The organism is Nocardia callitridis (assembly GCF_039543305.1).
Taxonomy (GTDB): Bacteria; Actinomycetota; Actinomycetes; order Mycobacteriales; family Mycobacteriaceae; genus Nocardia; species Nocardia callitridis.
Map to the genome: position 1 here is coordinate 100,317 of NZ_BAABJM010000010.1, position 19,767 is coordinate 120,083.

Consider the following 19,767-nt stretch of genomic DNA (forward strand, 5'->3'; position numbering starts at 1 on the left):
GGACCTGACCGTCCGAATGCGGCACCCCGACCGCGCGGTCAGTGCTCACGACTGACGGACTCGAGCACGCTCGGCTACGGATCCAGCTCTGGACTGTGGCGCAGACGTGCCCGTTTCGCTCGCACCCCGACCACGATGAGAACCCCGAGCGTCGTCAGATACGGTGCCGCATCGGAGAATTGCATCGGCAATCCGACGGTCTGCAAGCGGAAGCCGAGGGCTTGGGAGTACGCGTAGACGGTCAACGCGGCCAGCACCGCGACCGGTCTGCCTCCGGTGAGCAGCAGAATGAGCACGATGATCCATCCGCGTCCCGCCGACATGTCCTCGGTGAACAACGCGACCGAGCCGAGGGAGAGTTCGGCGCCGGCGAGCCCGCACAGCAAACCCGAGGCCAGCAGTGCCGCGATCTGATACCGGTCGGGTCGGATGCCCAGCGACTGCGCGGCATCGGCGTGCGCGCCGACCCCGCGCAACCGCGTGCCGATCACGGTGTGGCGCAGGAAGACATACACCGCGGGTATCGCGACGAGTGTGAGCAACCCCAGCGGACTCGAGACCGTGAGCGTCGGCCCGATCAGCGGAATATCGTGTGGCGCGGTCCAATGCGGCAGGCGTGCCAGATCCGGCCGAGTGAAGGTGCCGCGTACGTGGAAGGTCGCCACGAGCCCGAACGCGGTCGTTCCGGAGACGAGCAGGTTGATCGCGGTACCGAGAATCAGCGGATCGCCGTGGCGCGAGACCGATCCGACGGCGAGCAGGTAGGCGACCCCGCCGCTGGCCGCGACCGCGACCAGCACCCCCACGGTGGCGCTGCCCGACAACGCACTGCCGGTGACCGCGGCGAAGCAACCGGTGAGCAGCAGCCCCTCCAGCGCGACATTGAACACCCCGGCCTGATGACACAGCAGTCCGCCGATGCCGAGCAGCAGCAACGGGATCAGGCTGCGCACGGTCGCGGCGACGATGTCGGGCGAGAGCACGAGGTCGAGATGGTTCATCGACGCACTCCCCACCGCAGCGCGAGTTTGCGGGGCGTCAGCCGCAGCGACACCAGGAAAACGACCATCGCCTGCACGATCGTGGACACATACGACGAGAGTCCGTAGTCGCGTTCGAGTTGCGCCGCACCAACGGTCAGCGCCGTGAACAACAACCCGACCAGCAGCACGGCGGCGGGTTTGTTGCGAGCCAACATCACCACCAGCAGCGCGGTGATGGGATAACCGGTGCCGTCCAGGCCGCCGTCGATCAGCCGATAATGCGTGCCGAGCACCACCAGGATCCCCATCAGCCCGGCGATGGACCCGCCGATCGCCATATTGGCGAGGATCGCGCGCTCCGAGCGCACCCCCACCGAGGTCGCCATCTTCGGGTTCAGGCCGATCAGCGCGGTCTCGTAACCGATCGGGAGACGGGCATTGATGAACAGGCACACCGCGAAGATCACCAGGACCACCAGCAACGACCAGTTCAGTCCGGCACCGAGCAGGGTGAGCACGCCGCGACGACCGGACACCCACTCGAGCAGCTGGCCGAGCCACGAATCATGCGGCGCCAGTACGCCGACCCTGCGCGCGAGCGGAATCGACGCCGAGGCGTCCCTGGAGGACGCGGGGTCCTTCAACACCACCTTGATCAGATATGACGTGGTCGAGAGGACAGGAAAGTTCAGCAGCAGCGAGGTCGCGAACACCGGTGCCGACAGCCAGGTGAACAATACCGCCGACGCGCTCGACAACAACGCGCCACCCACCATCGCCGCCGCCAGCGCGACCGGGATCGCCAACCATCCCGGTCCAGGCATGTGCAGAACGACGACGGTGCCGAACAGACCACCAAGGACGAATTGTCCACTCGCACCGAGATTGAACTGCCCGGCGCGAAACGAGAACGACAGCGCGAGGCCGAGCCCGATCACCGGGACGGCCTGCTGCATCGTGGTCACCAACCCCGGACCGATCAGCGCGGCACCGAACATGTTCGCGTAAACCGCGAGCGGATCGTTTCCGGTGGCGGCGAACAGAATCGACAACGCGGCCAACGTCACCACGACGGCCGCGACCACGTCCAGCGCCCGCACCCGGCCCTCGGCGCTCATCCGCAGCCGCTCCCGACTCGGCCACCGGATCGAAACGCTCACCCGCCCACTCGTTCCAGTTCGGCGACCGCACCGGACATGAGCAGTCCGAGGCGTTCGGCATCGGCTTCGGCCACCGGCAGTTCGGCAACGACGCTGCCCCGACACAGCACCACGATTCGGTCGCTGAGGGTGAGCAGTTCGCTGAGCTCGCTGGAGATGAGCAAGACCGCGCCGCCGCCGTCGCGATATTCGTCGAGCCGGTCGTAGATGAACTCGATGGCACCGAGATCGACTCCGCGCGTGGGCTGTTCGGCCAACAGCAGCGGTGCGGCATGGGCCAACTCGCGGGCGACGACGAGCTTCTGGATATTGCCGCCCGACAGTGTGCGCACCGCGCGCGCGGGATCGGCGACCTTGATGCCGAACCGGCGAATCAGGCCTTCCGCGTGCGCGCGCATCGCCCGCGGTCGCAGGATGCCGCGCACCGAGATCGGCGCACGGCGATGGAAGCCCGCGACGAGCGAAGTGACGATATCGCCGTCACCCGCGACACCGTCGCGGTGACGATCCTCCGGGATGTGCGCCAAGCCGTGCGCGCGCCGGTCGGCATTGTCGAGGCCGGTGATATCCACGTCGGCGAGCGTGACGCTGCCGCGCTCGAGCGCGCGATGACCGGCCACCACCCCGGCCAGCGTCTCTTGGCCGTTGCCAGCGACCGCCGCGATCCCGACGATCTCCCCTGCCCGCACGGTGAGCGAAACATCGTGCAACGCACCCCGATCCCGTTCGGCGGTGCTCACGTGTTCGACCCGCAATACCGCGTCGCCGCTGGGGTGCGCCGCTCGGCGCGGGTGCAGATCGATCGTGCGACCGGTCATGTATCCCGCGAGCTCGGCGGCGCTGGTCTCGGCCGTGGACGCGGTGAAGACCTCGGCGCCGTCGCGCAACACCAGCACCCGGTCGGTGGACTCGATGATCTCGTCGAGCTTGTGGCTGATCAGGATGACCGCGCGTCCCTGCTCGGCGAGCGTGCGCAACACCCGCAGCAACGCGCGCGCCTCCTGCGGGGTCAGCACACCGGTCGGCTCGTCGAGAATGAGCAGTTCGGCGCCGCGATAGAGCGCTTTCAGGATCTCGATGCGCTGTAAGACGCCGACGGGAAGGTCATCGATCGACGCGTCGGCGGGCACGTCGAGTCCGTACTCCGCCGACAACCGCGCGACCTCGCCGGTCGCGTCGCGACGACGTAGCAGACCGAAGCGACCTGGCTCTGCGCCGTAAACGACGTTCTCCACCACCGACATTCCGGGAAACAACTGGAAATGCTGAAAGACCATCCCGAGGCCGTGCGCGATCGCCGCCGACGGCGAATCCAGTACGACCGGCTCGCCGTCGATGCGGATCCGACCCGAATCGGGGCCGTGCACGCCGAACAGAATCGACATGAGCGTCGATTTCCCCGCACCGTTCTCGCCGACGATGCCGAGCACCTCCCCGCGCTCGACCCGCAACGAGATGGCGTCGTTGGCGAGCACGGTGCCGAATCGTTTGGTGATCGACTCCAATTCCAGTGTGCGCATGGTGACCTAGTTGTCGGCGTGCGGAATGGTGATCTCGCCGTTGATGATTCGTTGCCGCGCGGCACGCACCTGGTCGAGCACATCGGGTCGAGTCGACACCACGCACTGGCCGCTGCCACCCTCCTCGATCAGGCTGGTCACCGTGGAGCCATCGCGTGCCAGACCGTATTCGGTGGCGGTACCGCCACTTTCGCCGTCGCGGATCTGGGTCAGCAGATCGAGCACCACCTTGTCGATCCGTTTGACGGCATTGTCGACGATCGTGCCGGGCGCCTGCGGGCACTGATCGACATCGACGCCGTAGGCCAGCACACCCTTGCTCTGCGCCGCCGCCTCGAACACGCCGCCGTTACCACCACCGGTCACCCCGTAGATCTGATCCGCGCCCGCCTGAATCGCGGTGAGCGCCAGCTCTTTCGAGCGCGCGGGATCACCGACAGCGTTTTCCCCGCCGACGAACAGCTGCGTGTCCACCACCGTCGGGTCGACGCTGCGCGCGCCGAGGGCGAACGCGTCCGACCACCGATGGAAGAACGGCGAGTCCTTGGCCGCGACCGTCGCGATGTGGTGGGTTCGGGTCAGCAGACCGGCCTCGACGCCGAGCAGATAGGACGCCTCGTACTCGCTGAACTTGCCGCAACGCAGATTCGCCGGAATCTCCGGCGGGCACGAGTCGACAAGGGCGAACTGCTGATCCGGGTACTTTTCCGCGTACTCGGTCACCAGATCGTTGAAGTCGTAGGTGATCAGCACGATCGCGGCGGGCCGCCGCGCGATCGCGGCCTCGATGTTCGACCTGCGCGACTGCTCGTCGGTGCTCTCGTAGGTTCGCGCGGTCGCACCGAGCGCCGCGGCGGCGCGCTCGGTGCCGGTCTTGCCGAGTTCGAGGAACTGGTTCTGTCCGATCGGCGCGTCGGTGATGTAGATGAACTCCGAGGAGCCGTCGGCGGCGGCGGTGTCACCACCGCAGGCCGTGGTCACGGCGAGCAGCGCCACCGTGGCCACGAGCCAGGCCGCACGGGTGATCGGGAAGGGAGTTGGCATGGGTGGTTCTCCGAACGATGGGTGGGGGCGAGGAGGGTCAGCGCCGAGCGTTGTCGGCGGCTTCGGCCTCGGCGCGCTCGCGAAAACTGTTGAGGAAACTGCGTGGTGCGGTGCCGTTGACGGCGTGCGCACCGACCAACGCGGCCTTGTAGACCGCCGGGTTGTGCGAGGAGATGGTGCGCGCGTTGCGCCAGTGCCGGTCGAGCGCGAGATTCGAGCGCACCGCCGTCGCGCTGCCCGCGTCGAACAGTCGCCAGGCCGCCGCACCGACGAGTTCGGTGTTGGCGACCTGGGTCGCCGCCGAAGCCAGCAGGGCGCGCTGCACCCGATCCTGACCGGGGTCGAGACTGAATTCCTCCAGCGTGCGCGCCAGTTCCAGCACGTTGGCGCGCGCCGAGTACGCCTTGGCGCTCACCTCACCCACGATTTGCAGCACCTGCGGGTCGTTGGCGGGTTCCGGTGTAGAAGCCAGCGGATAGGAGCGACCGCGCCCGCGCACGAGGGCCGCCGCGTCATCGGCGATGGCACGGGCGATGCCTGCCTGCGCCGAGGAGTGCACGAACTGGTAAAACGCCTCCATGTAGTCATTGGCCAGCGGGTTGCGGTGATAGACAAGGTATTCGGGGTCGACGGGGACGTTGTCGAACTCGGCGGTGCCGCTCGCGGTCAGCCGCTGACCGAAACCGTCCCAGTCGTCGACGATCGTGATGCCCGCGCTGTGGCGGGGCACCAGGGCCGAGACGAACTCGCCTTCGCGCACCACCAGCACATTGAGCCAGTCGGCGTACAGGCTGCCGGTGGTGTAGAACTTGCGACCCGACAACACGTGCTGCGCACCCACCCGCTCGAGCGTCGTGCTGAGTGCGGTGAGATTCGAGGTGTTCAGCTCGGCACCGGCCGGGCCGAAGAAGGCACCCTCGGCGGCCGCGCGCAGCAAGCCCTCGCGGGCCGCGCTCTGCGGCGCGAGGCGCAGTATCTCGGTGAGTCCGAGGTGACCGCGAAAGATCTGCGCCAGATTGGAATCGCCCGCCGCGATGTCGATCAATACCTGCGCCAGCACAGGTATTGACGCACCCGCACCACCGAATTCGACGGGAACCCGCAGCCCACCGACTCCCGCGCTCAGTAATTCGGCCAATTGTTCGGTGGGCAGGATGTGTTCGCGGTCGCGGACCGCCGCGCCGTCGGCGAGTCGCTCGACGACTTCGGCGATCGCGCCGAGCCGTTCCTCCAGATCCACCGCGGCCATCAGTACCCCGTTCGTCGACGCGCATAAGACGTCGCGAATGTATACCGGCGCAGGATTTTCCAGCCCGAGGCCCGAGCCGTGCCCGCGCGCCACGCGCACCGATGGTGTCGCGATGACCAGCGCCGCAGCCGTCGACCCCGACTACGAGAATGCTTTGGTTCATCGTGAGAGAAAATTCGCGACAAACTCCCCCGCGCGGGCGCCGACACCCGTGCGGCATTTGTTGAACATATGCGCTCACCCTGGTCGAAACTGTTTACCGCACAGCCGTGTTCACGCACGATTACCTGCGGACCATGGGAATTCTCCCGATCATTCGCACCTACGAACGGACGGCAATGGCATGTCTGGTGGAGCCGAATCCGAGTCCGCGCTATTCCGATTCTCCGAGGAGGTACGAGACGCCCTCGACCACGAGCTACCGGTCGTAGCACTCGAATCCAACGTTGTCGCACATGGATTCAAGGCACCGGAGAACATCGACGTCGCCCACGCGGTCGAGCAGGCCGTTCGGGCCGGTGGCGCGGTGCCGGCGACGATCGCGATCGTCGACCGACAGGTACTGATCGGCACCTCCGAGGACGATCTGCTCCGACTGGCCACCGGCACCGCGGCCGCCAAGGTGACCAGCCGCGATATCGCGGTCGCGCTGGCGCGCCCGACCCTCGGCGCGACCTCGATCTCGGCGACGATGGCGCTGGCCCACCGCGCGGGGATCACGACCGTCGCGTCGGCAGGTCTCGGTGGGGTGCACCGCGGCGCGGAGACGAGCATGGACATCTCCTCCGACCTCACCGAATTGGCGCGAACGGATCTCATCGTCGTGTGCGCGGGGGTGAAGAAGATCCTCGACGCCGGGCGAACGCTCGAATTCCTGGAAACCCAGGCGACCCCGGTGATCGGCTACCGGCACCTGCCGTTTCCCGCGTTCTACTGCCGCGAAAGCGGTCACGACACCCAGGTCAGGATCGACGACCCCCGCGAGGTCGCCGATATCGCCCGCCTGCACCGCCGTTTCGCGGGCTCCGGCTCGATTCTCGTCACCACACCGATCCCCACCGAATCCGCCTTGGACAGCGCCGAGATCGAGGCCGCGATCCAGCAAGCCCTGGCCGAGGCACAGGAGCAGGGCATCACCGGACCCAAGGTCACCACCTTCGTACTGCGGGCCGTCGACGCAGCCACCGGCGGCGCCGCGGCAGCCGCCAACCGCGCGGTCCTGATCAGCACCGCCCGCGCGGCGGCCGACATCGAGGTCGCCCGCGCGCATTCCGCCGACCCAGCCCGAGGAGCATTGGATGCCGTCTGACCAGCCACACACCCCGCGACCGGTCTCCGCGCTCCTGTTCGACCTGGACGGCACCTTGCTCGACACCCCGCGCGCGATCGCCGAACAGTTCGCCGACGCGGTCGAGTCCGTCACCGGAACACATCCCGGCCTCGAAAACGCACGTCGGCTGATCGGCGCGCCGCTGGAGCGGATGGCCGGTGCGCTCTCCGGCAGCGATCCCGAGTCGGACACCGCGCGGAAGGTCGCGGACGCATACCTGGCCCGCTACCGCGAGGTCATCGTGCCCAAGGCCGCCGACCTGCTGTTCCCCGGCGTCCACACCGGTCTCGACCGATTCCTGGACGCGGGCCTACTGCTCGCGGTCGTCACCAGCAAAAAGCAACAGAGCGCGGAGCTGATCCTCGAATCCGCGGGCCTGCGCGGCTATTTCGCCGCCGTCGTCGGGGCGGACCGAGCCCAACACCCGAAACCGCACCGCGACAGCGCCGATGTCGCCCTCGCCGAACTCGGCCTGACCGAGCCCGGCCCCGCCGGCGCCGTCATCGGTGACACCGCCGCCGATATCCAACTCGGACAGGCGATCTCCGTCTTCACCATCGGGGTGAGCTACGGCGTGCTCTCGGCCGAGGAGATCGCCGCGACCGGACCCGATGCCATCGCCACCACCTTCGACGACGTCACGAGCACCGTATTCACCCGGATTGAAAGGGGATCCACGCCGTGAGCACTTGGACCCGCCCGAAGACCGACCCCGTAGCGCTCGACAAATATCTGGACAGCAACGTCTTCGTTCTCCCCGAGCAACCCGGCCTACTCGCCTTGCACACCGAGGCACGCAACGCCGAGACCGGCCACGAACGCTTCGTCCGCCTCACCCAGCGCATCATCCGGTTGCTCCTGGAATCCGCACTGTCGCATGTGGAACACCGTCCGCGCGCGGTCGTGACCCCCACCGGCAATGTCTTCGACGGTGTCGAACCCGTAGACCCCGCGCTCTACGCCGTGTCGATCCCCCGTGCCGGCGATGCGCTCGAAAGTGGTCTGCGCGAGATCCGGCCGGACACCAAACTGGGCAAGATCCTGATCCAACGCGATCGCACCACCAAGCAGCCCGCGCTGTTCTACACCAAGCTGCCACCGGACATCGCGGGCAAGGAGGTGCTGCTGCTCGACCCGACCATCGCGACCGGCGGCACCCTGCTCACCGCGGTCAACGAGCTGATCGCCGCGGGCGTCGAGGAACACAGGATCATCGTCGTCAACGTGCTCACCTGCCCGGAGGCGCTGATCACCGTGCTGTCGCGGCGACCGGACCTGCGCATCATCACCTCACACATCGATACGACCCTCACCGACGAGGCGTTCATGCTTCCAGGAATCGGCGACTTCGGCGACCGATTCAACGGCACCGTCGCGGCGGGATGAGGGGTGCGAGATGGCAGCGCGAAATCTGCTCGACCTGCTCGAGACTCAGGTTCGGCGACATCCGGAAAGTATTGCCTGCGTTGATGATTCTCGGGCACTGAGCTACCGCGAACTGCACGAGCGCGCGCGGTCCGGCGCGGCGGCACTGCGCGAGGCGGGCGTGTCCGCCGGTGACCACGTCGGCGTCTTCCTGCACCCTTCGGTCGACCTGATCGGGGCCGTCTGGGCGATTCTGCGCGCCAGTGCGTCGTATGTGCCGCTCTCGGTGGACTATCCGGCCGAGCGGCTGTCCTATATGGCCGCCGACAGTGGGTTGCGGGTGGTGATCACCGACGGCGACAGCGACGCCACCGCCCGCCGCATCCTGCCCGCACGGGTACGGACGGTGCGCGTCGACGCCGTCGCCGACCGCGCCACCGAGTTGCCGCCGCACCCGCCGGGACCGGCCTCGGCCTACACGATCTACACCTCCGGCACGACCGGAACCCCGAAGGGTGTGGTGATCGCCCACCACGCGATCACCAACCAGATGAGCTGGCTCGCCGACGAACTCGGCCTCGGACCCGGTTCTCGCATCCTGTTGAAGACCCCCGTCGGATTCGATGCCGCACAGTGGGAACTGCTGGCCAACGCGTGCGGCGCGACCATCGTCGTCGCACCGGCCGGTACCCACACCAGTCCCGAAGATCTCGTGGAATACGTGCGGCGCGAAGCGATCACGATCCTGCAATGCGTGCCGACCATGTGGGCGGAACTGGTCGCCGCACCCGAACTCGCCGCCGCGGGCACACTGCACACGGTAGTCAGCGGCGGCGAGGCCTTATCCGTCCCGCTGGCCGAGCGACTGCGTTCCGCGCTGCCGGGACCACGCAAGATCAACCTGTACGGCCCCACCGAAACCACCATCAACGCCACCTGGTTCGACTTCACCGACGCCGCCCTCACCGGCACCGCGACCGTGCCGATCGGCCGCGCGGTGCGCGGGTGCACGAGCGTGGTCGTCGACGAATCCGGCCGACCGGTCGCCGACGACACCGTCGGCGAACTGCTCGTCGGCGGCGTCCAGGTCGCCGCAGGGTATCTCGGGTTGCCCGAGGTCACCGCGCGGCGATTCGTCGAATTCCCCGACGGCGCGCACACCAGGCGCATGTACCGCACCGGCGATCTGGTGCGGCGACGCGGCGATGGGGTACTCGAATTCGTCGGCCGCAACGACGAACAGGTGAAGGTCAACGGCCACCGGGTGGAAACCAATGAGGTGCGCGTCAGCATCGAGGCACATCACTGGGTACGCGCGGCGGCGGTCGTCCCGGTGACCTCCGAGCGCGGCGTCACCAGATTGGCGGGGTTCGTCGAACTCGACCCCGACGAGGCGCCGCTGATGGACCAGGGCCGCGACGCGCGCCACCACCGGTCCAAGTCCACCCATCTCCAGGTGTCGGCGCAGCTGGCCGATCTCGCGGTGCGCGTATGCGCCGACGAACCGGAATTCACCTTGGCCGGGGCCGAACCCGACGCCGACCAGCGCCGACGCGTATTCGCCCGCAAGACCTATCGCACCTTCGCCGAACGGCCGATCGACCTGTCGGTGATCCGTTCCGCGCTCGACCTCGTGCCAGGCGATTCTCGACCCGCCGTCGATCCGGCGCGGGTCGAGGCGCTGACCGCAGCGCGACTCGGCTCCCTGCTCCGCTGGTTCGGGCCCTTTCACAGTCGAGAACGGCTGCTACCCAAGTACTCCTACGCCTCACCCGGTGCGCTGAACGCCACCCAGATCTACCTGGAGACCGACGGCGTTCCCGGACTCGCGGCGGGCACGTACTACTTCCATCCGCTGCGGCACTCGCTGTTTCGGGTCGGCGCGGCCACCCGCTCCGGGGTGCGGCTACACCTGGTCGGCGTTCCCGAGGCGATCGAATCGGTGTACGCCACCAACGTGCGCGAGGTATTGCACTTCGAGGCCGGACACATCCTCGGCGTGCTCGACGAGGTCGCCGCCGAGTACGGATGGCGGGTGCTGACCGGCGCGACCGGGGCCGTCGAAGGCGTCACCGACGGCGTTGTCACCGCGAGCGTCGCGCTCTCGAACACCACCGGCGCCGAAAACACCGAGGCCCGTGTCGAACACGACGACACCGAGGTGAGCGTGCTCGTCCAGGTACAGGGCGCCGTCGAAGGCGCACGCCACGGCCTCTACACCTACACGCCGTCGGGTCTGATCCCGCGCACCGAGCAGAAGATCGAACGACGACACGTGATCGCCATCAACCAACGCTCCTACGATCAGGCGCCGTTCGGTGTGCTGCTGCTCGTCGGACGCAGCGCAGGATGGGCAGGATTCACCGCACTGGGTCGCACACTGGCCCACCTACAACAGATCGGCACCCGCACCGGCCTCGGCTTCATGTCGGCCGGGTACTCCTCGCTCACCGGTCGCGATCTGCCTTCCGCGCGACGGATCGGCGAAATCGCCGACCGCCCGGGCACACTCAGTTACTTCGCGCTCGCGGGCCCGGTCACCGCCGAGCAACTCGGTTCGACCGGCATGGCCGAGGACGCCGTGCACATGCGGGGACCCGAGGAGCTACTCAAAGACGACCTACGCACCGTGCTCCCGCACTACATGGTGCCGCCCACCATTCAGGTCCTCGACCGAATCCCGCACTCCAGCAACGGGAAACAGGACCGCACCGAGCTCGTTCGGATCGCCACCGAACTGGCCGATCGCACCTCGCGAATCGAAGACCCACCGAAACCAGGCCGCGAATCCGAGGTCGCGCAGGTGTGGGCGCGTGTGCTCGACTACCGACCGGTCTACCGCGAAGACGACTTCTTCGCCAACGGCGGCAACTCGATGTCGGCGCTGCGGCTGATCCGGGCGCTCAACGAGCGACTCGGCGTCGAGCTGCCGGTGCAGTCGATCTTCCGCGCGCCGACCCCGCGCCAACTGGCCGAGGAAACCGTCCGTGTGCAATCACCATCCGGCTCGGCGACACATCCTTCCCGCCTGCTGCGCCTCGCCGGTGACGGCGAGGCGGCGACCACGGTGCTGTGGCCGGGCCTCGGCGGCTACCCCATGAGCCTGCGCACGTTGGCGGGCGAACTCGCCGAACACGGACACGCGGTCTACGGCGTGCAGGCACGCGGCATCAACGCCGGCGAGCACCCCCATCACCGTCTGGACGAGTTGGTCGCCGACGACGTCGACGAACTGCTCGGACTAGGACGCTCAGGGCCACTGCGGATCGTCGGCTACTCGTTCGGAGCCAGGGTCGCCGCCGAAGTAGCGCAACGCCTCACCGCGGCGGGCCGCGAGGTCGAACAACTCGTGTTGATCGCACCGGGATCCCCGGTGCTGGCAGGGATCAACGCGAATACCGAGGAGGTGAGCTACCGCAACCGGTACTTCAAACGCGTACTCGCCTCCGTGTTCAGCGGCCGCGTCGACCCGGCTTACGGGATCGAACTCGACACGAAGGTCACCGTTCGCGACGAGTTCATCGACCTGATCGCCGCCAACGAGACCGGGTTCGCCCGCGCGACCGTCGACCGGATCGTGGCCGTGGTGGAACACACCTATCGCTTCCGCGCCGAGCGCAGCGGCGTCGACCAAGATCTGCTGGACCGCAGCTTATTTCTCCGTGCCCGCGGCGACGGACCGTCGTTCGCCGACATTCCACCCGCACCGCTGCGCCCACGCGTCGGCCCGGTGAGCAATCTGCCCTATCACCACTACGAGATCGTCACCGCGGGCGCACTCGATATCGCCGCCGCGGTGCTGGAACGAACAGTATTGGCACACACCAGGAATCGGGAGTTGGTCTGAGCATGCCGCACGTAGAGATCTGGCACTTCCCCGCCGAACTGTCCGACGAGGCCGCTCGCCGCCTCGATGCGGAGATCACCACCGCGATCACTCGCGCCTTCGAAGTCGACAAGGGGGTGGTTTCGATCGGCCTGGAGAGTGTGCCGGTCGACCGGTGGAACGAGCAGGTGTATCGGCCACGGATCAGAGAACGGACCGACGCCGCCCCGCTGCTGCGTCGGCCGGACTACTGATGGCCCTCGACCACAGCGGCACCGAACCTCGAGATCTCCGCGACGCACGCCTGCGCCTGATCGGCCTGATCGCGGTCACCGCCGCGATCGCGCTGAACATTCGGCCGGGCGTCACCACCGTCGGCCCCGAATTGGCGGCCATCACCGCGCATTTCGGTGCGGGAGCGCGCGCGGGCGGAGTCATCACCGCGGCCCCGGTGATCTGCTTCGCGCTGGTGAGTTTGGCGACACCGCGCATCCTCGCCCGCTTCTCCGTGCGCACCGGATTGTTCGTCGCACTGGCGATCACCGGTGTGAGCCTGCTGCTGCGACCGTGGTCCGGACTGCCGGTGTTCGTGCTCACCACCTGCACAGCCGCGATCGGCGTCGGTCTCATCACCGTGCTGCTACCCGCGTTCATCCGCGCAAGCGGCAGCACCGGACCCCTCGTCACCACGTTCACCACGGCGCTGCAGGCCGGTGCCGCACTCGGTTTCGCCAGTGTGGTGCCGCTGGCCGACGCGGTCGGCGGCTGGCAGTGGGCACTGGCGCTGTGGGCCGTGCTGACACCGATCGGCATCGGCGCGCTGTGGCGCGCACCCGCGCCCGAGACGACCACGCCGGCCACGTCGGACTCGGCGTCCACCAACCCGATCACGATCCTGCGCGACACCTCGGCGGTCGGCCTCGCGATCTTCTTCGGATTACAGGCACTGGTCGCGTTCGTCGTCATCGGCTGGTTGCCGTCGGTGCTGCACGACGCGGGAGTCGGAACCTCGGCAGCCGGCGGCTATCTCGGCCTGCTGACCTGTGTCGGCGTGCCCGTCAGCCTGGTGGTGCCACCGCTGGTGGTCAGGTCGGCGCACCCGGCACGCTGGCTGGCGGGATTCAGCCTGTGCGGCGTCGCGGGGATCCTCGGGTTTCTGCTCGCTCCGGGGGCGGCGCCGCTGGTGTGGTCGCTGATCCTCGGCGTCGGACTCTCGGTGTTCTCCCTGGCGCTGACGGTCATCACGGTGCGTGCGGATTCCCCGCACGCGGCGCTGCGCCTGTCCAGCGCGGTGCAAGGCGTCGGCTACCTGATCGCCGCGATCGGCCCCTACGCGATCGGACTGTTCCGCCAGATCGCCGACAGCTGGACATTGCCGTTGACGGTCCTGCTCGTCGTGGCGCTCGGGCAAGCGGTCCTCGCGGCGACCCTCGATCGCCGCACCCCATCCACATCCGACGAAGGGAGGCCGGGCAATGCCGACGACAGTCGTGGCACACGTCTCGGATCTACTCGGTGACCGCACCCACCACATCGAGTTCAACGGTCACCTGACCAATCACGTCAAGCACGCCGTGGTCGCGCTGGCCGGAATCGGCGCACCCGAACAGGTGATTCGCGACTACTACAAGTCCTATTGCACGCTCACCCCCTACGGCTTCCCTGTCGAACCACAGCGCACGTCGTCGGTCTCGATCGAGGAAGACAATTGGCGTGAGTTCCTCGGCAAGCGTGCGCATTTCAGCGCGTACACCCGCTTCTTCGACGAACAGATCGCGCACCTGGGCAGCCGGGGCGCGGTGGCGAAGTACGCGCCGGAACTCCTGCGCGGCTGGATCGGCGCCTTCACCCACGCCACGATCCATCTCGGCTGGGCGATCTGGTCCGATCATCCCGCCATGACCGCCGAAGCCCTTGCCTACCTGGCATTCTCGTTCGTCCCCGTACACCTGGAAGACGCCGAACGGGGGCAAACCACCGACCCGGAGCCGCTCTCGACGCTGCGCCGGCTCAGCGACGCGTGGAGCAAGGATCAGGCTTTTCACGACCGTGTCGAGGCGGTGATCACCGACACCAATTCGGTGACCGAACTGCACCCGGAGCTCAACCGCTCCGGCCTGCAAGCGCGGGTCGCATCGATCGCGCACAGCGGTATCCCGGACTTGACCGCCCGTCCCGCGTGGATCGCGGGCGCCGACGCCGCCGCCTCCCGACGTGCCCTGCGTCGCGCCGTCACGCTGCTCTACCTCGCCTCGCCCGGTGACTTCGTTGTGCTGCACCTGATCACATCGCTGTTCGCGCTGGAGGTCATCGCCGACACCCTCGACGATCCGACTGCGGAAAACACCGTCTACGACCTGTTCGCGACCGGTCTGCGCGTCATCGTCGCCGCCGAACGCAAGATCCCCACCACGGCCAAGCTCGAGGAACTCGACAGCCTGTTCGGGAACGCCGAGGCCGACCGATCACCCTTCGCCGCGGCGGAATTCGACGTGACCGCGCGGCGCGCGTGGTTGGAGGACGAGGAACACAACCCCAAGCTCGTCTTCGTCCTGCGCGCGTGGTGGAACGAGGACCGGTGGCCCGCCTACCGACACGCCGCCGCGCAGTTCACCAGGACACCGGACCTGCCGCCGAGCTTCGAGGAACCACCGAACGAGTGATACCGGTTGCGGGCGAACCATTTTCGAACCAAAGACAGGAATGCAGCTGTGAGTGAAGTGATTTCGGAGGCATTGCGCGAGCAATTGATCAAGCGGTACGGCGCCTCGGCACCGGACGCTGGTGAGTTCGCGAACCCGACCCTGGACGTGCTGCTGCGGCATCGAACCGCACGTCATTTCCTGCCGGGCGAGATCAGTGCGACCGAACTCGGATTGATCATCGCCGCGGCACAATCGGCCTCCACCTCCGCCAACTTCCAGTTCACCAGTGTCGTCGTGATCGATGACCCGCAGATCCGCGCGCGCCTTGCCGAACTCGCCGGTGGCCAACAGCTCATCGAGGACGCCTCGGTGTTCTTCGTGTGGGTGGCCGACTGGTCACGCAATATCGCCATGGCGCGCCAGCACGGCCACACCGTGGAAGCCACGTCCTATCTCGACAGCACGATCTCCAGCATCGTCGACGTCACGCTCTCGGCACAGAACGCCGCCGTCGCCGCCGAATCACTGGGGTACGGCATCACCTTCGTCGGCGCGCTGCGCAACAACATCGACGACGTCATCGACGTGCTCCAACTCCCCGAGTGGACCTTCCCGGTCTTCGGCCTTGCGGTCGGCATACCCGACCCCACCGACCCCGCCGACATCAAACCGCGCTACAGCCAAGGCGTCGTCGCCCACCGCAACACCTACTCACCACCCGATGACGAGGACACCCAGGAGTACCTGGACCGCATCAACGGCTACTACCGCGAGCAAGAACTGCCCGCCGACTGGGTGAAGAACCGACTGGCGTGGCGCATTTCGACCAAGGAGAGCCTGCACGGACGCCAAGGCATCCGGCAGACCTTTCACAATCAAGGCTTCGAACTGCGGTGATCAGCGCGCCACGCTGACGCGGGCGACGCGATCGCGACAACGGCCGGGAACCTCGGGTTCCCGGCCGTTGTCGTGCCGTGGCGCCCGCACTCACAAAAGTGAGCCCCCGTGGACAATGCTCGACCCTCGCACTCCCCCTCCTCCGACCTGCCCCGCCATCTCACCAGGTCAGCCCCTCTTTCCTCGGCGTCGACAAGCGCGCTCGAAAGGAAGTAGTAGGTGAGCGAGCGATCACCTTACAGTTGAGGAGCCGTGAGGTCGCCGCGCCGGAATTCACCTCCGACGCACCGGCTTCCCGCGCTGAGCGCCACCCTCGTTCCCGCCGAACAGGAACCTCGGTGGCGCCGGATGGAAGGAGCTGACAATGACAGCACGCGATGCGCTGCGACCCGCACTCACGCTCTCCGGAAAGCCCATGTCGACACCGCTGCACGATGTTCGCGCGTTCTCGCGCACACTCGTCGGCCATTTCATCGACAACGTTGTCCCGTGCGCGACACTGCCGGGCGAGGCGATCGACGGAGACGTCACCGCCATCACGCGGATATGTCTCGAGCTGGCGGTCAGCATGCTGGACGGCCAAGACATTCCGAAGAAGACCGACAAGCTCGCCGCCGCCGCGGCGGGATGGGCCCGCGAAGGCGTGCCGATCGACACGATCCTGCAAGCCATCCACGAAGGCGTCGGCGTCGGCGTGGATCTGATCATGTCGCAATCCACCGGCGAGGACCACGACTCCGTGGTCAGCGCAGCTCGACTCGTGGTCGAGATACTCAGGACGCTCACCTCGACGGTGTCGCACGCCTATATCCGCGAGCACAAAGCGGTCGTCAGCGAACACCACTCGGCCGTGCACACCCTGGCCTCCGCATTGCTCGGCGGTTACCCGACCTCGCTGATGGCACGCGAATGTGGAATCGACATCGCGGCTTCGTATTCCGTTCTCGCCGTGTCGATTCCGGCGCATCCCGAGGAGAGGAGCCCGCTGGTCGACGCCACCGTCGTCGCACGGCGCAAGCTGCGTCGGGTCCAAGCCGAGCTGGCCGTTCGTTGCCGAGGCGAATCGCTGGCCCTACTCAGCGTGCACGGCGGCACGCTGATGGTCCCCAACCCCCCGACGGCGGGGCTCGACCTCGAAGCGCTGCTCGCGGCGCTGTCGGCCGCCGCCCAGACACCGATCACCGCCGCCGTCGTGAGCACGCCGTCGATCGATATTCCGAACGCCGCCAAGCGCGCCCACGAATTACTCGACATGGTGCAGCGTCTCGAGTGCGTGCCCGGCCTCTACCGCTTCAGCGAAATGGCGCTGGAATACCAGCTCACCCGACCCGGCCCCGGCCGCGAACGCTTGTCCTCGGTGCTCGACCCCCTGGACGAACACCCGGAACTGCTGGAAACGCTACGCCTGCACATCAGCAACAACGTCAACCGGCAACGCACCGCACGCATGCTGAATATTCACACCAACACCGTGGACTACCGACTCAAGCGGATCGGCTATATCACCGGCCACGACGCTACACAGACCGCTGGCCTGTGGTACCTCCGTTCAGCATTGGTCGCGCGAAGCTTTCGATGACCGGAACATCCGGTGTCACAAGCCTGCTCGCCAGCGTTCGAGCGCGCGACCTATCTCGGTGGTCGCGGGCTCGCCGTAGAGCCATTCGCGCGCGATCCGATGCCAATTATTGGTGGCCCGCAGCTGACCGAGCACGGCGAAGGTGAACAGATCGGCGCGCCGGGAGAACACGTGCTCGGCGGGAAGTAGCTGATGGCGCATGCCCCGGAACTCGGCGGCTCTCGGGTCGAGGGCGAGGACCAGTGCGCCGGTGGCGAATTCGGGGGTGATCGTGATCTCCTCATCGAGCAGATGCCAGCCGGTCGCGGCCCACACGTACTCCAGGCATTCCTGCGTGTCGACCCCGGCAGTCGGGTCGATGATGCCGCGCGCGGACCAGAGCTCATGCAGGTCGTCGGCCCGATATTCACCCGCGGCCCGCAAACAGGTCCGCTCGAAGTCGACGTGCTCGGGCTCCATGTGGTGGTAGAGCCCGAAGTCCACCATGGCCAGCCGCCCGTCCGCCGCGAACAGGATATTGCCGGGGTGCGGGTCGCCGCAGAACTCGTTGTCGGAGAACAAGGAGCTGATATAGAAACGATAGATCAGCTCGCCGAAGCGATTTCGCTCCGCGTCAGGAAGATCCTGAAGCCGACTGAATGGATAACCCTCGACGAATTCGGTCACGAGAACATTCGGCCCACAATATTCTTCGATGCTGTCGGGCACCATGATAAAAGGATGACCGCGATAGCGCGACGCGACCCGATGCTGACTGCGGGCCTCCCGCAGATAGTCCAATTCGTCCCCGATATTCCGGGTGACCTCACTCAAGACCGCATTGTCGGCCGCGCTCGGTAGCGCTGATTTCCACAGCTTGCTGAAAAGCGCGAGATTGCGCAGATCGGCATGCGTCGCCTCGGCGACACCGGGGTACTGCGCCTTCACCGCGACCGCGCGACCGTCATGCAGCCGCGCGCGATATACCTGACCGATCGATGCCGCCGCGATCGGAGTTTCGTCGAATTCGGCGAAAACCTTCGGCAACGGCCCGAGGTCGCCTTCGATCACCTGCCGCATCGTCGCGAACGGCGTCGTCGGCGCGTGGTCGCGCAGTGCGGCGAGCTGAACGCGGAACTGTTCGCGATGCGCCTCGGGAATGAGATCGACGTCGAGCACCGACAACATTTGGCCGAGCTTCATCGCCCCGCCCTTCATGCCGCCGAGCACGGTGACCAATTGCTGCGCGGTTTGCAGGGTGGAGCGCTGGGCCAGTGCCTCGCGCACGGCCTCAGAGCGTCCGAGAGTGAACAGGCGATTGCCGACGCCACGCACAGCCTGCCCGGCGGCCACTCGACCCAGTCGGCTTCCGCGTGCGAATCGGCCTGTGGGAATTCGACCTGCCACCGTCTCTACCTCCGTGGAACACCGACGCAGCGCATGCCGTGCGCCACCGCATTCTGCGCTGCTCACCCTTCCCCCGTCGACCCCTTCGGACGACCACACCGACGACCAGGCATCGGCAGATCGGTCATGCGGCCGCAGCCTTGCTCTCCGTCTCGATCCAGGCCCCGATCATCCTGGCGGTCATGCTGATCGCCTCCTCCCGATCGTGGCTGTCCACGCCCGCCGCCGACGCGCGCAACACCGCCGCGAAACCGGTATTGAGAAAGACGAAGGTCATCACGTCGTACTCGTGATCGTCACCGGGGCCGAGGGTTTGGATCAGCAGCACCTTGACCAGCAGCCGCAGGCGCGGTTCGAACTCGGGGATGCCGCTGTTGTAGAACTGCACGCCAGCCACCAGTGCGCGCACCAACTCGGCATTGGCGACCAACTCCTCGCAGATCGCCGTCAGGACCTCGTTGGCCATCTGCTCGACGGACTTCTTCGCGAGGTCGAAGACCCGCTCGGTGAACCTGCGCTCCACCTCGACGAGTAAGCGTTCGAGCAACTCCTCGACGATGACGGTGCGGTCGGAGAAATACCGATACACCGTGCCGATACTCAATCCCGCTTCCGCGGCAATCCGGTTCGTCGAGGTGTTGGCGATGCCACGCTCACCGAACAATCTGGCCGCGGTGTCGAGTATGTGTTCCCTGGTGGCCTTCGCTCGCTCCTGCGTGGGACGGCGGCGCTGGGCAACTGCCTTCGACGGCATCGCGCTTCCTAACTATCTGCACTGATAAT

At 67.0% G+C, this 19,767-nt stretch carries 16 protein-coding genes; 9 read left to right on the plus strand and 7 right to left on the minus strand.

Features of this window, described 5'->3' with window-relative positions; genetic code table 11:
• Nucleotides 1-74 precede the first annotated feature (74 nt).
• Genes ABEA50_RS30515 through ABEA50_RS30535 form a run of 5 tightly spaced genes read right to left on the minus strand, consistent with a single transcriptional unit; the run spans nucleotide 75 to nucleotide 5,956 of the window.
• On the minus strand, nucleotides 75-1,001 hold the full coding sequence (locus tag ABEA50_RS30515; protein ID WP_345499919.1) for an ABC transporter permease: 927 nt from the start codon (nucleotides 999-1,001) through the stop codon (nucleotides 75-77).
• Nucleotides 998-2,143: an ABC transporter permease gene (locus tag ABEA50_RS30520; protein ID WP_345499921.1), complete on the minus strand. Its 1,146-nt coding sequence runs from the start codon at nucleotides 2,141-2,143 to the stop codon at nucleotides 998-1,000. The genes ABEA50_RS30515 and ABEA50_RS30520 overlap by 4 nt, the downstream gene beginning before the upstream one ends.
• The gene (locus ABEA50_RS30525) at nucleotides 2,140-3,663 is read right to left on the minus strand and encodes an ABC transporter ATP-binding protein (protein WP_345499923.1); all 1,524 of its coding nucleotides are present in this window, start codon (nucleotides 3,661-3,663) and stop codon (nucleotides 2,140-2,142) included. The genes ABEA50_RS30520 and ABEA50_RS30525 overlap by 4 nt, the downstream gene beginning before the upstream one ends.
• A 6-nt stretch (nucleotides 3,664-3,669) precedes the next feature.
• Entirely contained in the window at nucleotides 3,670-4,707 is a 1,038-nt protein-coding gene (locus ABEA50_RS30530; protein ID WP_345499924.1) for a BMP family ABC transporter substrate-binding protein, read from the minus strand.
• A gap of 37 nt (nucleotides 4,708-4,744) precedes the next feature.
• Nucleotides 4,745-5,956: an acyl-CoA dehydrogenase family protein gene (locus ABEA50_RS30535; RefSeq protein ID WP_345499925.1), complete on the minus strand. Its 1,212-nt coding sequence runs from the start codon at nucleotides 5,954-5,956 to the stop codon at nucleotides 4,745-4,747.
• Between the two features lie 343 nt (nucleotides 5,957-6,299).
• Here ABEA50_RS30535 and ABEA50_RS30540 point away from each other — a divergent pair, with 343 nt between their 5' ends.
• The 9 genes from ABEA50_RS30540 to ABEA50_RS30580 all read left to right on the plus strand — a co-directional run bounded on the left by ABEA50_RS30540 (nucleotide 6,300) and on the right by ABEA50_RS30580 (nucleotide 17,598).
• Entirely contained in the window at nucleotides 6,300-7,265 is a 966-nt protein-coding gene (locus ABEA50_RS30540; RefSeq protein ID WP_345499927.1) for a pseudouridine-5'-phosphate glycosidase, read from the plus strand.
• Complete coding sequence (locus tag ABEA50_RS30545; RefSeq protein ID WP_345499929.1) at nucleotides 7,255-7,971, plus strand: HAD family hydrolase; 717 nt, start codon at nucleotides 7,255-7,257, stop codon at nucleotides 7,969-7,971. The genes ABEA50_RS30540 and ABEA50_RS30545 overlap by 11 nt, the downstream gene beginning before the upstream one ends.
• Entirely contained in the window at nucleotides 7,968-8,672 is a 705-nt protein-coding gene (gene upp, locus ABEA50_RS30550) for a uracil phosphoribosyltransferase (RefSeq protein WP_345499931.1), read from the plus strand. The genes ABEA50_RS30545 and upp overlap by 4 nt, the downstream gene beginning before the upstream one ends.
• A 10-nt stretch (nucleotides 8,673-8,682) precedes the next feature.
• A complete protein-coding gene (locus tag ABEA50_RS30555) occupies nucleotides 8,683-12,498 on the plus strand; it encodes a non-ribosomal peptide synthetase (protein WP_345499932.1) in 3,816 nt (1,271 codons plus the stop codon).
• A 2-nt stretch (nucleotides 12,499-12,500) separates the two neighbouring features.
• Nucleotides 12,501-12,731 (plus strand): tautomerase family protein, encoded by a 231-nt coding sequence (locus ABEA50_RS30560; protein ID WP_345499933.1) that lies wholly within the window; start codon nucleotides 12,501-12,503, stop codon nucleotides 12,729-12,731.
• Nucleotides 12,731-13,996, plus strand: a complete 1,266-nt coding sequence (locus tag ABEA50_RS30565) for an MFS transporter (RefSeq protein ID WP_345499935.1) — start codon at nucleotides 12,731-12,733, stop codon at nucleotides 13,994-13,996. Before ABEA50_RS30560 ends, ABEA50_RS30565 begins: the two co-directional genes overlap by 1 nt.
• Nucleotides 13,953-15,140 carry a questin oxidase family protein gene (locus tag ABEA50_RS30570; protein ID WP_345499937.1) on the plus strand — a complete coding sequence of 396 codons (1,188 nt, stop codon included), beginning with the start codon at nucleotides 13,953-13,955 and terminating at the stop codon, nucleotides 15,138-15,140. Before ABEA50_RS30565 ends, ABEA50_RS30570 begins: the two co-directional genes overlap by 44 nt.
• Nucleotides 15,141-15,188: 48 nt before the next feature.
• Nucleotides 15,189-16,019, plus strand: a complete 831-nt coding sequence (locus ABEA50_RS30575) for a nitroreductase family protein (protein ID WP_345499939.1) — start codon at nucleotides 15,189-15,191, stop codon at nucleotides 16,017-16,019.
• 364 nt (nucleotides 16,020-16,383) lie between these two features.
• Nucleotides 16,384-17,598, plus strand: coding sequence for a PucR family transcriptional regulator (locus ABEA50_RS30580; RefSeq protein ID WP_345499941.1), 1,215 nt, complete (start codon nucleotides 16,384-16,386; stop codon nucleotides 17,596-17,598).
• A gap of 15 nt (nucleotides 17,599-17,613) precedes the next feature.
• Here the strand turns inward: ABEA50_RS30580 and ABEA50_RS30585 are convergent, their stop codons facing one another.
• Together ABEA50_RS30585 and ABEA50_RS30590 are read right to left on the minus strand one after the other, a co-directional pair.
• Nucleotides 17,614-18,984 carry an ABC1 kinase family protein gene (locus tag ABEA50_RS30585; protein ID WP_345499942.1) on the minus strand — a complete coding sequence of 457 codons (1,371 nt, stop codon included), beginning with the start codon at nucleotides 18,982-18,984 and terminating at the stop codon, nucleotides 17,614-17,616.
• 124 nt (nucleotides 18,985-19,108) lie between these two features.
• A complete protein-coding gene (locus ABEA50_RS30590) occupies nucleotides 19,109-19,738 on the minus strand; it encodes a TetR/AcrR family transcriptional regulator (protein ID WP_345499944.1) in 630 nt (209 codons plus the stop codon).
• Nucleotides 19,739-19,767 lie beyond the last annotated feature (29 nt).

Excerpts from the sequence above, each read along its gene's own strand:
- ABEA50_RS30590 (WP_345499944.1), bottom strand. The coding sequence starts at position 19,738 with ATGCCGTCGAAGGCAGTTGCCCAGCGCCGCCGTCCCACGCAGGAGCGA.
- ABEA50_RS30545 (WP_345499929.1), top strand. The coding sequence starts at position 7,255 with ATGCCGTCTGACCAGCCACACACCCCGCGACCGGTCTCCGCGCTCCTG.
- ABEA50_RS30570 (WP_345499937.1), top strand. The coding sequence starts at position 13,953 with ATGCCGACGACAGTCGTGGCACACGTCTCGGATCTACTCGGTGACCGC.
- ABEA50_RS30560 (WP_345499933.1), top strand. The coding sequence starts at position 12,501 with ATGCCGCACGTAGAGATCTGGCACTTCCCCGCCGAACTGTCCGACGAG.
- ABEA50_RS30580 (WP_345499941.1), top strand. The coding sequence starts at position 16,384 with ATGACAGCACGCGATGCGCTGCGACCCGCACTCACGCTCTCCGGAAAG.
- ABEA50_RS30530 (WP_345499924.1), bottom strand. The coding sequence starts at position 4,707 with ATGCCAACTCCCTTCCCGATCACCCGTGCGGCCTGGCTCGTGGCCACG.
- ABEA50_RS30535 (WP_345499925.1), bottom strand. The coding sequence starts at position 5,956 with ATGGCCGCGGTGGATCTGGAGGAACGGCTCGGCGCGATCGCCGAAGTC.
- ABEA50_RS30515 (WP_345499919.1), bottom strand. The coding sequence starts at position 1,001 with ATGAACCATCTCGACCTCGTGCTCTCGCCCGACATCGTCGCCGCGACC.
- ABEA50_RS30555 (WP_345499932.1), top strand. The coding sequence starts at position 8,683 with ATGGCAGCGCGAAATCTGCTCGACCTGCTCGAGACTCAGGTTCGGCGA.
- ABEA50_RS30565 (WP_345499935.1), top strand. The coding sequence starts at position 12,731 with ATGGCCCTCGACCACAGCGGCACCGAACCTCGAGATCTCCGCGACGCA.
- ABEA50_RS30525 (WP_345499923.1), bottom strand. The coding sequence starts at position 3,663 with ATGCGCACACTGGAATTGGAGTCGATCACCAAACGATTCGGCACCGTG.
- ABEA50_RS30540 (WP_345499927.1), top strand. The coding sequence starts at position 6,300 with ATGTCTGGTGGAGCCGAATCCGAGTCCGCGCTATTCCGATTCTCCGAG.